Below are 12,326 nucleotides of genomic sequence, written 5' to 3' on the forward strand. Positions count from 1 at the left end.
AAATGCAGCCAATCATGTTTGATGAAGAGGGGAATGCGGGAACTAAACCCGAGAAGATGAAGGAGGAATTGACATGGCAAACTATCCAGAGTTAAAAGGCAAAGTCGCGGTCATCACGGGCAGCTCGAAGGGGCTCGGTCGTGCCATCGGGGAGCGTTACGCAAAAGAAGGGATGAGCGTTGTCCTGAATTACCGCAGCAGTGAAAAAGAGATGGGAGAAGTCATCCGTGGAATCGAGGCAGCTGGCGGGAAGGCTGTCGCCGTGAAAGGAGACGTCGCGGAGGAAGGACTCGCGGAGAAGATGATTGAAAAAGCCATCTCTGAGTTTGGGAAGATGGATATTTTCGTGAATAATGCCGGCGTACAAGTCGAGGCAAAAACACATGAGATGGAGTTTGATAACTGGAAGCAGATTATCGACGTCAACTTGAACGGGACGTTCCTTGGTGTTCGTGCTGCTTTAAAATACTTCGTTGAGAATGAAATCGAGGGGAACATCATCAATATGTCTTCTGTTCACGAAGTCATCCCGCGTCCGGGGTATACACATTACGCAGCCAGCAAGGGTGGCGTGAAAATGTTCACGAAATCCGTCGCGCTTGAGTATGCTCCAAACCATATTCGTGTCAATGCGATCGCACCTGGGGCAATCGATACACCAATCAACGAGGAGACGATGAGCGACCCGGAAGAGAAGAAGGGGTTAGAAGCGCTCATCCCATCCCACGTCATTGGGAAGCCGGAACAAATCGCAGCTGTTGCCGCTTGGCTCGCGTCGGATGAGTCGTCCTATGTGACGGGGACAACCATCTTTGCAGACGGTGGGCTTTCGCTTTATCCGTCATTCGGTCCAGAGAACAAAGTGCAATAAAAAAGAGGGTGCGATGATGCACTCTCTTTTCGTTTAGCTACTCATTTGATTGGTCATATCCAACTTGGGAAGGGTGACAGTGAACATAGAGCCGTTGCCGATGTTTGAGGTAGCGTGAATCGTCCCACCGTGACCTTCGGCGATTTCTTTACAGATCGCGAGACCGAGACCGGTCCCCCCAATTTTTCGACTTGCCGAATTGTCGACGCGATAAAACTTGTCAAACAATTTTGGTAGCGCGGTTTGGGGAATCCCGATGCCGTGATCTTCAATTGAAATGTCAATCCAATTCGGTCGTTCACATTCGACACGGACATTGATTTCGCCACCACGAGGCGAATACTTCACAGCGTTGTGAAGTAGGTTCATGAAGAGTTGATTGAGTCGCGTCCGGTCTCCGTATACATAGACGTCTTCCGTACAATCGAACGTGATGTGATGGTGTTGGCTCGAGCCTTGATGCACCGAGATCGCTTGTTCAAGAATGGTGGATAGGCGCTCTGGTTCGTTATGATACGTCTGTTGTCCAGACTCCATCCGTTGTACATCAAGCAAGTTTGAAATCAAGTCCTCGAGACGCAATGTCTCTTGATGAATCATTCCTAAATATTTTTCGGAACGTTCAGATGAAAGTTTTCGGAAACGAAGAAGTTCAGTGAATCCAATGATACTTGTGAGCGGAGTCCGGAGTTCGTGAGAGACGGTCGAAACGAGTTCGGTTTTCAGACGGTCGACTTCGGTCTCGTGCGTCACGTCACGGAAAACGAGCATCGTTCCATGGCGTGTTCCTCGCAAGTAAATCTTCTCCGCATACATTTGAATGAAGCGCTCTTCCTGATTCATCGAGAACGTGACGCTCTCTTCTTTACACTGTCCATCGAATGACCGTTCCATGAACGCGGAAAAGGCATCCTTTTGGTCGACCTGCAGTCCGAGCTCCTCAAGGCTAGCGTCTAAACGGTATAAATCGACTTCATTTCGCTGCGTAATCGGTTGATTGAATAAGACGAACAACGCTTGGTTTGCTACTTTCTCACTTGTTGCGTGTTCGACATAGATGACGGCATCGCGAATCGAGTGAAGGAGGCGCGCTGTCTTCTCACGCTCCTCTTCAATCCGATAGCGTTGTGCCGTGAGAGATGTAGCCATTTGCCGGAATGATGTTGTCAATTGCCCGACTTCATTTTTAGATTGGGCGGCCGCCGGTGTCATCGGCTGTCGCTCTCCGGCAAGGCGCTTGCTGTTTTCAATCAACTCTTGCAGTTGACCAGTTAAGCGTCTCACATATGGACGGGCGACGATAAAGAGAATGAAGAGGACACCGAGTAAAGAGAGGAGCCAAAAGGCCTGTGCCCACTTCGTATGGGTCGCAAGCTGAGCACGGAGCGCATCCTCTTCTGCGTTCAGTGAGTTCCGGTATTCCGTGAAGACGCTCTCCATATCGACGATGCTCGCACTCATATCTGCGGCACTTTTTGAATTGATTTTGAATTTACGATCTGCCGGTGGCTCTTGTTGTGGATTCACTTTCCCGAGCGTCGGCATCTTTAAGAAGGGTTCGGTTACACTACCGTCCCGTTTTCCTGCTACATAACGTTCGAGGCTCGGCATGACACGTTCTTGATATGCGTCAAAGAGCGTACGAGCATCGCTCGCGTACGTTTTTTCTTTCTCGGTTACGGCATTCTGCTCGAACCAAGTGGTCTGTTCGTCAATCAAGACTTGTTTATCTTGCACACGCTCTAACATCGCGTCGTCTCCAAGGAGGACAAAGCCGCGCATTTCATATTGCATCGACTGCCATGTCTCGAACAATTCGGTCGCATTCGTGCGCCGTTCACTGATGTTCTCGAGCGATGACGTCGTCTGTTCGATTTGGTTTTCCGTATACACATATACGGCAAGCGACGTGAGGAGGATCAGTCCGATGAATAAGTAGAAGACAAATAAAAATTGTCTCCCGATCCGCTGGTCAATCCATGACTTCATAAAGACCGTTCCTTCCTAGAATGATGAACATTCCGACTGTGACTAATATCCTACGAGTGTCGTTCTTTCATTGTACAGATTCGTTTCTTTATATGCCACAAATTGAGAAATCAAGGCAATGACCACTATTAATCATTGAATAGTAGTGAATGATGTGCTATTGTTCAATGTATAGTAGGGGGTGAGATGATGAATCCTCAATTCAAAAAAGGTGTGCTCAACCTGTGCGTGTTAGCACTCGTCGCGGAACAAGACCGCTATGGGTATGAGCTCGTTCAGGCGATCTCCGCTAAAGTTGCGATTTCAGAAGGTGCGGTCTATCCGTTGTTGCGTCGACTGACGACAGAGGGTTATTTCACAACATATTTAATCGAATCCGGAGAAGGCCCTCCACGGAAGTACTATCAGATTACGGAGCAAGGGCGAACACACTTAGTTGAACTGCGAACGGAATGGGATGTATTCACGAACGGTGTTAATGACTTAATCCGAGGGGGAGACGACAGATGAATGAAGAACAGTACTTGTCAGAGCTCGAACAGCTATTGATGGACGTGAAGGTGAAAGATCGGCTCGATATATTAAGGGATGTGTCTGAATATTTCACAAGCGGTCGATTAGAAGGAAGAAGTGACGAAGAAATGGCACGTGAGTTAGGGGAACCGAGCGTACTCGCATCAGAATTACTCGCCTCTGTCGACGTTGAAGAATCGATCTCGACACGACCAGCTGCGGTTGTCAAAAGCTCGGCGGTAGCCTTCCAAAGCGTTCTTATTCAAGTACAGAATGCGCAGGTGTTCGTCACCCCATCACGAGATGGGTACGCTTATGCGACGCTTGAAACGGAGACCGATCATGGGGTCGTGATGGATATCGTGGGGGACACCCTAGAGATACGGATTGAATCCGAACGTCGTTTTGGTCTTTCGGACCTGTTTTCATGGTTTGGGTCAAAGGCACCTGTACTTCGGGTTGAATTGCCACATCACGCCTATCATCAGATTCAGTTGAAGAATCGTCATGGTTCGAGTGATGTACAAGACCTTCACACGGAACGGTTACACGTGGAGAGTGAGAACGGTCGAATCGTCGCGCATCACATTCAAGCACGTCATGGTGTTCTGCGCACGTCGAACGGAAAGGTGCTCGCATCGAGTTGTCACGGTCACGATTGGGAGCTTCATTCTTCGAACGGTCGTGTCGAAGCGAAACATTCTCAGCTCGAGCGGATCAATATCCATTCCTCGAACGGTCGAATCGATGTCGATCACGTCTCGGGAACGGTCGATGCAAAAACCTCTAATGGACGGATAGACTGTTCCGTACAAGCGATTCATGAACCGATTCGGTTAAAGTCGAGCAATGGGAAAATTGATTTGCATGTCGATGAACGTCCAGAAGATGTGACCATTCGAGCGAAGTCGCGAAACGGGAAAGTCGATGTGTTCGGGGAGGGGTCGAAAGAGTGCGTATTTGGAGACGGGTCGATTGAAGTGAAATTAACAAGCTCGAACGGGAGCATCACCGTATCAGGGTAAACATAGCCCCTCCATCGATCGATGGAGGGGCTATGTTTATAAATCATGCACCAACACATAGGCGACTCGAACGGGTCCATGTACGCCGACGATGAGGTTCATCTCGATGTCGGCCGAGTTCGACGGACCAGAGATGAAATTAACACCGTTCGGGGAATGGAGACCATCTCGATCAAGTGAGGCGAGTTGTTGTGCCGTTTGCGTCATACGTGGAACGAGGACAGATTTCGGGATGATTGCGATATGGTCTTGCGGTAACAGACTGATCGTCCGTGATCTACCAGGCTTCGCATATTGGACGATTGTCGCACTTTCCGCAAATGCCGCATCCGCAATCGTGATTCCGATGTCCGCTCGAATGGCCAGCTCTCGACTCGATTCCGGTTGTGACGAATCCCACCAGGCAAACGTCTCACTTGTTGTAGGTGCCCAAGTGGAAATTCGTGCATCGTTCTCCGCAAGAATCTTTGTTCCATCATAGCGTTCAATCAAGAGGCGGAGCGTATCATCAAGATTCGCAGATTCACATTCCACCAAATCGGTATGGATTCGGGTCGCGACCATGCGAAACGTTTCAAGTAGTTCTTCTTCGCTCGCGCCTTTCAACACCGCATCTTGCGGGCGATGTGTATATTCCCGCTTTGGCGGCGTGAGCTGGACCTCACGACCGAGTTGCTTGGCGATTCGTTGTAGAAAGTCCTCACGGTTTGTGATTGTACCAGGATTCATCAGGCATTCCCCCGTTTCTTGAACCAATCTCGGACAGTCTGTTTGTTCGGTTGTGGCAAGTCTTTCGAGTCTGTCCAAGCCGGTAGCCCTTTCTCAATCTGACCCGATGTGGCAAATGGTGATGTCGCAAAAGGTGCGACATGTTCTGCTGCTTCGAATAAGAAAGGACTCGAGGCCGTGACGGCAAATCCTTTCATCGCAATCCGCTCTACGAAAGGTGATTGCTTTTTCTCCTCTACGATGACGCGTCGATGTTCAATCAACAGCTCGTGCAGCGGAATCTTTACAGGGCACGCCTCTGTACAGGCGCCACAGAGACTCGACGCATAGGGGAGTTCTTTATAGTTCTCGTATCCATCAAGGAGCGGAGCCAAGACGGCACCAATTGGACCTGGATAGATCGACCCGTACGCATGACCACCGATATGGCGATAGACGGGACAGACGTTGATACAGGCCGCGCAGCGGATGCATTGCAAGACCGATTGGAACTGTGTCCCGAGAATACCAGAACGCTTGTTGTCGACGATGACAAGGTGGAACTCTTCTGGTCCATCGACTTCACCGACTGCGCGCGTCCCGGCGAACGTCGTGATGTATGACGTGAGTCGCTGACCGACTGCGCTTCGACAAAGCATATTGACGAGTACCTCGAACTCTTCATAAGACGGGACGACGCGTTCCATGCCCATGACAGAGATGACCGTGTCAGGAAGTGACGTCACCATGCGTCCGTTTCCTTCATTGGTCACAAGCCCGACGGCTCCACTCTCTGCGATGGCAAAATTACAGCCGGTGATGCCGACTTCTGCCTTCAAAAAGTCTTTCCGTAGTTCTTGTCGTGCATAGCGTCCAAGTTCAGTCGGATCGTTCGACCCGCTGTAGCCGTGGGCAGTGAACGTCTCATGCACAGCGTCGCGGTCTTTATGCAGAGCCGGGGCGACAATGTGAGACGGTGGGTCTTCGTCGAGTTGCAAAATCCATTCACCGAGATCGGATTCGACGACAGTACACCCTTCTTCTTGAAGTGACTTGTTCAACCCAATTTCTTCTGTGACCATCGATTTTGATTTCACGACATGTTTGGCTTGTTTCGACCGAACGACTTCCCGGATGTAGCGGTTCGCTTCTTCCGGTGTCTCCGCGAAAAAGACGCTTCCACCACGTTTTGAGACATTCTCGCTCAATTGATATAAGTAATAATCCAGATGTTCCAGCACATGTTGACGAATTTCTTCCGAATGGTCGCGAAACGCTTCCCAGTCCCCGAGTTCACCTGCAGCATTCAACCGACCATCCCGTAGACGGTTTTGAGCCGAACTGACGGCCTGCCGCATGAACGCATCTTCGATTCCATCTTTTCGTCGATCTTGAAACTTCTCATCTAAGCGAATCCCCATGCTCATGCTTGCTTCACTCCTTCGTTTAAGACTTCAGCAATATGCATCACTTTAATCGGATGTCCTTGTTTATGAAGACGTCCGCCGATGTTCATCAGACATGACGCATCCGCTCCGATCAACACCTCTGCGCCTGACTGTAAGATCGAATCGACTTTTTCATCTACCATCTGCACCGACACGTCTGGCATCTTGACGGAGAACGTCCCACCGAACCCGCAACAGTTATGTACGTTCGCGAGGGGGACCATCGTCAGTCCATCGACGTTTCCGAGCAACTTTCCGGGAGCCGCTTCGATTCCGAGGAGGCGGGTCATGTGACAAGACGCATGATAGGTCGCTTTGGCGGGAAACTTGGCACCGACATCTGTGACTTCGAGCACATCGACGATGAACTGCGTCAGTTCGAACGTTTTGGCGGCGTGCGCTTCAGCGCGAGGACCCCATACTGGATCATCTTGGAACAAATGAGGGTAGTCGCGCATCATCATGACACACGACCCCGATGGTCCGACGATATATTCTGCATCTGCTTGTTCAAACGTTTCAATCATGTGCTTGGCAACCTTTTTCGTCTCCTCATGATAGCCGCTGTTGTAAGCAGGCTGCCCACAGCATGTCTGCTCAAAGGGGAACGTCACCTCGCACCCTAAATGTTCGAGTAGTTCGACTGTCGCTTGTCCGACGGATGGAAACAACGTATCAGATAAACAAGTGACGAATAAAGCTACATTCGGCATAGCCATTCCTTCTTTCTTCTGATGATAGCGATTTCAACGTCATTATTTCATAAAGCGTAGGAAAGTGACAGAAAAATGGGGAGAAAAACTGATTTATTTGTAAAATCCTGTCTAATTGATAACGTATCTCACTGAACAGATATTCATCTCTTTTCTGATATAAAACAGCTAAGGAGAACGTATAACAGAAAAAGATCCTCGACACATGACGAGGATCTTCTGTCTAACTTATAGGAAGAACATTTCCAAGATGAAGAGTGCGCCGAACAAGTAGATGAGCGGGTGAACCGTCTCTTTGTTCATCGCTTTGAAGATCGGGTACAAGATGAACCCGAAGGCGATGCCGCGTTCGATGCTTCCTGACAAAGGCATGATCAAAATCGTCATGAAAGCCGGGAAGTATTCGCTAAAGTCGCTCCAGTCGATGTACCGGACATTCGTCAACATGAGTGCACCGACGATAATCAAGGCGGGAGCTGTGATTGCCGCTACGCCAGAAATGGCACCGATAAGTGGGCTGAAGAAGAGTGTCAATCCGAATAAACCAGCGACGACGGCCGTCGTGAGACCTGTACGTCCACCTTGCGCGACACCGGCAGCAGACTCGATGTATGCCGTAGACGGGCTCGTTCCGACGAGTGATCCACCCATTGTGGCAAGTGAATCGGCAAAGAGTGCACGGTGACCATTCTCAATTGTTCCATCTTCTTTTAAGAGACCTGCCTGTTTTCCGACACCGACAAGCGTACCTGTCGTATCAAAAAGAGTGACGAGGAAGAACGAGAGGACAGCACCGAACAAACCGTATTGAATGACATCACTAAATGCCGTCACGGGGTTGACCATGAGTCCTTCCGGAAGTGTTGGCATCGCCGTGACACCATCGATTTTTAAGATATCCATGAAGTATGCTGCAATCCCCGTGAGTACCATCCCGATGAGTAAAGAGCCGGGTACGTTTCGTGAAAAGAGGAGTGCCGAGACGATCAAACCACCGAGTACAAGTAGTACTTCTGGAGAAGACACGTCACCGAGACGTACCAAGTTCGCTTCATCAGCAACAATTAAGCCTGATAATTTTAATCCGAGTGAAGCGATGAAAAGACCGATCCCGGTCGTGATGGCATGCTTCAACGAAGTTGGAATCGCTTGAATCAACTTCGTCCGAATTGGAGAGAGCGACAAAATCAAGAAGAAGACGGACGAGACGAAGACAACACCGAGCGCGGCAGACGGCGCAATCTGTTCTTGGGCGACGAGCGTGTAAGCAAAAAATGCGTTGAGCCCCATTCCTGGCGCCACGGCGATTGGTAAGTTCGCATAAAACGCCATCAAGCCAGTCCCGATGAGGATGGCAATGATTGTCGCCGTGAAAGCTTGTGCGAATGGAATCCCAGCATCAGATAGAATCGCCGGGTTGACGACAGAGATGTACGCCATCGTCACGAACGTTGTGATTCCAGCAGTCACTTCTTGTTTAACATTCGTTCCATGTTGTTCTAATTGAAAGATATTCATCGATAAAACTCCTTATTTCGGTCTATTTCCGAACATTAATTAAAAAAAATGATTAAATTAACGTTATCAACTTGATGACTATACAAAAATGTTTGATTCACGTCAATTGTTTTACGTGAAAAACATGAAAAATGAGGAACAATAGTAAAAAATGTTCGGAAATAAACTTTTTTTTAAAAGAAGCTTGCTCTGAAACGCGTTTCAGAAGATACGGTATAGACAAAGGGAGGGGAACCGATATGAAACCGACAACGTGGAAGACATGGTGCAGTGGAATCGTATACGAGCTCGTCATCAATCAGTTGTATACACCGTTTGGGAAAATGTTGTGTACCCGTTTCCGTGAAGAGTTTCTTCACTTGCCGTTAGAAGAGCGCTTCCGTCTCGTTCAGGCAATCCGTTGCCAAGTCGTCGAAAGAGGTGACAGTCAGCAAGCAGAGTGGGTACACTATATGCAAAGACTGACAAGTTGAGGTGAGATGAATGGCAAACATTCGAGATATCGCAAAGCACGCTGACGTTTCGGTGACGACGGTCTCACGCGTCCTGAACGAGCATCCGTACGTATCGAAAGAAAAACGGACCCGTGTTCATGAAGCGATGAAAGAGCTCGGGTATTTGCGGAATCAACAGGCGTTAACGTTGTCGACAGGGAAGACGCAACGAATTGTCGTGATCCTACCTTATATGGATCACCCGTATTACGGTCTCTTCGTCAATGGACTCGCCAAGGCGGCGCTCGAGCACGATTACCGGCTCGTCATGTGGCAGACGGAGTATAAATTGAGCGAGGAACGACAAGCACTCAATTTATTGAAGCATCGTGAAGTCGATGGGGCGATTGTCTTGTCTCACGAGATGTCCTTTAAGGAAATGGAGGCATACCGCGCGTACGGGCCAATCGCTGTGGCGACCGTCGGTGCACCGGAGACGATTTCGTCCATCCATGTCGATCATTACGCGTCGTTCGTATCAGGTATTCATGTCTTGAAGGAACATGGATATGAAGAGATTGGAATCATCTTGTCAAGAAGCCATAGTCCGAGCTCCCTTGCGCGTCAGCAAGCCTATTTCGATGAAGTAGAGCATGCGCGTCAGCAATGGATTTGGACCGGCTATTTGACGAGTGAGGACGGCATTCGGTTAGCTGAAGCGTTCCTCTCTCAAAAAGAGCGTCCTCGAGCGCTCTTTTTCTCGTCTGATTATGTCGCCCTCGGATTTTTAGGAGAGATGCAACGGCGAGACATCAAGATTCCTCAGGAAGTCGCCATGCTAGGCTTTGACGGACATCCGATCGGTCATGCATTCGGACTGTCGACGATGCTCTCACCGAATGAAGAAATCGGGCGACGCTTATTTGAAACGACGCTCGCTGAAATGAACGGTGCTCAACCGGAAACGCATGGCATGACGGTGAGCTATCAAGTTGGCACAACACTTTAGGCAACTTCCTCGCTCGACTCTTTTGAAACGTTTAGAATGAAAGGAGTAGTCGAGAGGAGGAGATGTTATGAAGATTCAAGTAACAGAAGAAGCGCTCCAATGGTTCAAACAAGAGATGGAAGTTGAAGCAGGTCAAACGGTTCGTTTGTTTGCAAAATATGGGGGTTCGACAGACTTGACGCACGGTTTTTCTGTCGGGGTCATCACAGAAGATGTGAACAATGCTGCTGTTGAGACAGAGGCAGATGGGATTCGCTTCGTTGTGGCAGAACAAGACGAATGGTTATTCCAAGGACAAGACGTGAAGGTCGAGCTCCGCGGAGAAGAAATCGTCTTCGTGCAGGCCTGACGTTTCAGTTTGTTTACGTTTGATGAAATGTCGTTTGACGAAATCGAGCTAGGGGAACATATTACGACAAGTCGGATTTTCGAAAGGATGACACCATATGTCAGACAAAGAAAAGCGTGAACAAGAAGAAAAAGAAAAGTTGAAGCGAGATCAGCCGGACATCTCCCATGAAGAAGATTCAAAAGGAGATCATTCCGACCTCGAAGAGACAGATGAAGATGAACAAGCATAAGAGCCGAGACACGGCTCTTTTTGTTTGGGAATTGAAAGAAATGCCGTGGGCGTTATAATGGATAAGGGAAAACTATTTAGTGAGGAGAATGAGACATGAGTACAGTACTAGTCTTTGGACATAAAAATCCAGATACCGACACAATCACGTCAGCGCTCGCCTATGCCGAGTTGAAAAAGAAATTAGGGATGGACGCAGAGGCGGTTCGTCTCGGTGAAGTGAACGGTGAAACACAATATGCGCTCAATCACTTCCGTGTGAAAGCACCACGCTTGATTGAAAGTGTGAAAGGTGAGGCGGAAGAAGTCATCTTGGTCGACCATAACGAGTTCCAGCAAAGTGCGGATGGAATTGAAGATGTGCGAATCCTTGAAGTCATCGACCACCACCGTATCGCAAACTTCCAAACGGCAGACCCGCTCTACTATCGTGCGGAGCCAGTCGGGTGTACGGCAACGATTTTGTTGAAGTTGTATAAAGAGCATGGTGTCGAAATTGCTGCGGATATGGCCGGCTTGATGCTGTCAGCCATCATCTCGGATTCGCTTCTCTTCAAATCACCGACATGCACAGATGAAGATATCAAAGCAGCGAAAGAACTTGCGGAGATCGCTGGCGTCGATGCGGAAGTATACGGACTTGAGATGCTCAAAGCCGGTGCGGACCTTAGCCAAAAAACGATTGAAGAGCTCATCTCACTCGATGCGAAAGAATTCGCGATGGGCGACTATCGTGTCGAAATCGCACAAGTGAACACGGTCGATGCGAACGATGTCTTGAACCGGAAAGCGGAAGTTGAAGCCGCAATCGCCAAAACGGTTGCAGCGGAAAACTTGGACTTGTTCGTATTCGCCATCACGAACATTTTGACGAACGATTCGGAAGCCGTCGTTGTCGGACCAAAACCAGAACTCTTCGAACAAGCGTTCAACGTGACGCTTCAAAACGGATTGGCGACACTTCCTGGCGTCGTCTCGCGTAAGAAGCAAATCGTGCCATTCTTAACTGAAGCGGCAACAAAATAAAAACTCGAAGCCGTGGCCTCGAGCGGGACTGCAGACGTTAATACGTCTGCAGTTTTAATTTTGATTGAGAAGAGTCTTTTTCAAATAGTATTGCTGATGATTGGCTGTCGGATGGTGCTCAATCACTCCAAAAATTTCATACCCGAGCTTGGTATAAAAATCAGGTGCCTGAAAACTGAACGTATCGAGTTGAATGAGACGGCATCGATGCTCGATAGCCAATTGTTCGATACGCGTCATCAATTGCGTGCCATATCCTTTTCCTCGAAGCTGTTCATCCACCCATAAGAAATGAATGTGCATCGTGTACCAAAACACCGTTCCGGTAACGCCCCCGACAATCTGATTGAAGTCATCTCGAACGATCAAACTCACATGCTCGACGGGGTGCTTCACCTCATCGGGTAATTGCGATGCGTTATATTCAATCAGGCGCTGTCGAATATAGTCGTTGTTTTCCTGATCCCACTGTTGAACGATCTTCATCTACTC

The 12,326-nt window shown here is 48.9% G+C and carries 14 protein-coding genes and 1 pseudogene; 8 read left to right on the plus strand and 7 right to left on the minus strand.

Annotated elements, in window-relative coordinates; genetic code table 11:
- Positions 1-73: 73 nt before the first annotated feature.
- On the plus strand, positions 74-871 hold the full coding sequence (locus tag GVY42_RS11825) for a glucose 1-dehydrogenase (protein ID WP_159563313.1): 798 nt from the start codon (positions 74-76) through the stop codon (positions 869-871).
- Between the two features lie 33 nt (positions 872-904).
- Here the strand turns inward: GVY42_RS11825 and GVY42_RS16730 are convergent, their stop codons facing one another.
- Together GVY42_RS16730 and GVY42_RS11830 are read right to left on the minus strand one after the other, a co-directional pair.
- A complete protein-coding gene (locus tag GVY42_RS16730; RefSeq protein ID WP_371730238.1) occupies positions 905-1,408 on the minus strand; it encodes a sensor histidine kinase in 504 nt (167 codons plus the stop codon).
- Positions 1,409-2,860 (minus strand): annotated as a pseudogene (locus GVY42_RS11830) (histidine kinase dimerization/phospho-acceptor domain-containing protein); the annotation flags it as partial.
- Positions 2,861-3,049: 189 nt separating this feature from the next.
- On the opposite strand from GVY42_RS11830, the gene GVY42_RS11835 reads away from it, so the two are divergent.
- Together GVY42_RS11835 and GVY42_RS11840 are read left to right on the plus strand one after the other, a co-directional pair.
- Positions 3,050-3,370: a PadR family transcriptional regulator gene (locus GVY42_RS11835; RefSeq protein WP_159563315.1), complete on the plus strand. Its 321-nt coding sequence runs from the start codon at positions 3,050-3,052 to the stop codon at positions 3,368-3,370.
- On the plus strand, positions 3,367-4,398 hold the full coding sequence (locus GVY42_RS11840; RefSeq protein WP_159563316.1) for a DUF4097 family beta strand repeat-containing protein: 1,032 nt from the start codon (positions 3,367-3,369) through the stop codon (positions 4,396-4,398). The genes GVY42_RS11835 and GVY42_RS11840 overlap by 4 nt, the downstream gene beginning before the upstream one ends.
- 36 nt (positions 4,399-4,434) lie before the next feature.
- On the opposite strand, the gene GVY42_RS11845 is transcribed toward GVY42_RS11840, so the two are convergent.
- The 4 genes from GVY42_RS11845 to GVY42_RS11860 form a co-directional block, all read right to left on the minus strand.
- The gene (locus tag GVY42_RS11845) at positions 4,435-5,127 is read right to left on the minus strand and encodes a lactate utilization protein C (protein ID WP_159563317.1); all 693 of its coding nucleotides are present in this window, start codon (positions 5,125-5,127) and stop codon (positions 4,435-4,437) included.
- Positions 5,127-6,527: a LutB/LldF family L-lactate oxidation iron-sulfur protein gene (locus tag GVY42_RS11850; protein WP_305775286.1), complete on the minus strand. Its 1,401-nt coding sequence runs from the start codon at positions 6,525-6,527 to the stop codon at positions 5,127-5,129. The genes GVY42_RS11845 and GVY42_RS11850 overlap by 1 nt, the downstream gene beginning before the upstream one ends.
- Positions 6,528-6,529: 2 nt before the next feature.
- Positions 6,530-7,267, minus strand: a complete 738-nt coding sequence (locus GVY42_RS11855) for a (Fe-S)-binding protein (RefSeq protein WP_074034994.1) — start codon at positions 7,265-7,267, stop codon at positions 6,530-6,532.
- A 228-nt stretch (positions 7,268-7,495) separates the two neighbouring features.
- On the minus strand, positions 7,496-8,779 hold the full coding sequence (locus tag GVY42_RS11860; protein WP_159563675.1) for an NCS2 family permease: 1,284 nt from the start codon (positions 8,777-8,779) through the stop codon (positions 7,496-7,498).
- A gap of 245 nt (positions 8,780-9,024) precedes the next feature.
- Here GVY42_RS11860 and GVY42_RS11865 point away from each other — a divergent pair, with 245 nt between their 5' ends.
- From GVY42_RS11865 to GVY42_RS11880, 5 genes are all read left to right on the plus strand, one after another.
- The gene (locus GVY42_RS11865; RefSeq protein ID WP_026824564.1) at positions 9,025-9,258 is read left to right on the plus strand and encodes a hypothetical protein; all 234 of its coding nucleotides are present in this window, start codon (positions 9,025-9,027) and stop codon (positions 9,256-9,258) included.
- Positions 9,259-9,268: 10 nt separating this feature from the next.
- Complete coding sequence (locus tag GVY42_RS11870) at positions 9,269-10,228, plus strand: LacI family DNA-binding transcriptional regulator (protein WP_159563319.1); 960 nt, start codon at positions 9,269-9,271, stop codon at positions 10,226-10,228.
- 67 nt (positions 10,229-10,295) lie between these two features.
- Positions 10,296-10,577 (plus strand): HesB/YadR/YfhF family protein, encoded by a 282-nt coding sequence (locus tag GVY42_RS11875; protein ID WP_159563320.1) that lies wholly within the window; start codon positions 10,296-10,298, stop codon positions 10,575-10,577.
- A 97-nt stretch (positions 10,578-10,674) separates the two neighbouring features.
- Entirely contained in the window at positions 10,675-10,809 is a 135-nt protein-coding gene (locus GVY42_RS16680) for a hypothetical protein (protein ID WP_015880450.1), read from the plus strand.
- A 95-nt stretch (positions 10,810-10,904) separates the two neighbouring features.
- A complete protein-coding gene (locus GVY42_RS11880; protein WP_159563321.1) occupies positions 10,905-11,834 on the plus strand; it encodes a manganese-dependent inorganic pyrophosphatase in 930 nt (309 codons plus the stop codon).
- 54 nt (positions 11,835-11,888) lie between these two features.
- On the opposite strand, the gene GVY42_RS11885 is transcribed toward GVY42_RS11880, so the two are convergent.
- Positions 11,889-12,320 carry an N-acetyltransferase gene (locus GVY42_RS11885; RefSeq protein ID WP_159563322.1) on the minus strand — a complete coding sequence of 144 codons (432 nt, stop codon included), beginning with the start codon at positions 12,318-12,320 and terminating at the stop codon, positions 11,889-11,891.
- Between the last annotated feature and the right edge of the window lie 6 nt (positions 12,321-12,326).

Source organism: Exiguobacterium sp. 8A (assembly GCF_902506275.1).
Lineage (GTDB): Bacteria > Bacillota > Bacilli > Exiguobacteriales > Exiguobacteriaceae > Exiguobacterium > Exiguobacterium profundum.

Coding starts and splice junctions, on each gene's coding strand:
- GVY42_RS11845 (WP_159563317.1), bottom strand. CDS start 5,127: ATGAATCCTGGTACAATCACAAACCGTGAGGACTTTCTACAACGAATC.
- GVY42_RS11825 (WP_159563313.1), top strand. CDS start 74: ATGGCAAACTATCCAGAGTTAAAAGGCAAAGTCGCGGTCATCACGGGC.
- GVY42_RS11840 (WP_159563316.1), top strand. CDS start 3,367: ATGAATGAAGAACAGTACTTGTCAGAGCTCGAACAGCTATTGATGGAC.
- GVY42_RS11850 (WP_305775286.1), bottom strand. CDS start 6,527: ATGGGGATTCGCTTAGATGAGAAGTTTCAAGATCGACGAAAAGATGGA.
- GVY42_RS11835 (WP_159563315.1), top strand. CDS start 3,050: ATGAATCCTCAATTCAAAAAAGGTGTGCTCAACCTGTGCGTGTTAGCA.
- GVY42_RS11870 (WP_159563319.1), top strand. CDS start 9,269: ATGGCAAACATTCGAGATATCGCAAAGCACGCTGACGTTTCGGTGACG.
- GVY42_RS11875 (WP_159563320.1), top strand. CDS start 10,296: ATGAAGATTCAAGTAACAGAAGAAGCGCTCCAATGGTTCAAACAAGAG.
- GVY42_RS11885 (WP_159563322.1), bottom strand. CDS start 12,320: ATGAAGATCGTTCAACAGTGGGATCAGGAAAACAACGACTATATTCGA.
- GVY42_RS11855 (WP_074034994.1), bottom strand. CDS start 7,267: ATGCCGAATGTAGCTTTATTCGTCACTTGTTTATCTGATACGTTGTTT.
- GVY42_RS16730 (WP_371730238.1), bottom strand. CDS start 1,408: ATGGAGTCTGGACAACAGACGTATCATAACGAACCAGAGCGCCTATCC.
- GVY42_RS11865 (WP_026824564.1), top strand. CDS start 9,025: ATGAAACCGACAACGTGGAAGACATGGTGCAGTGGAATCGTATACGAG.
- GVY42_RS16680 (WP_015880450.1), top strand. CDS start 10,675: ATGTCAGACAAAGAAAAGCGTGAACAAGAAGAAAAAGAAAAGTTGAAG.
- GVY42_RS11880 (WP_159563321.1), top strand. CDS start 10,905: ATGAGTACAGTACTAGTCTTTGGACATAAAAATCCAGATACCGACACA.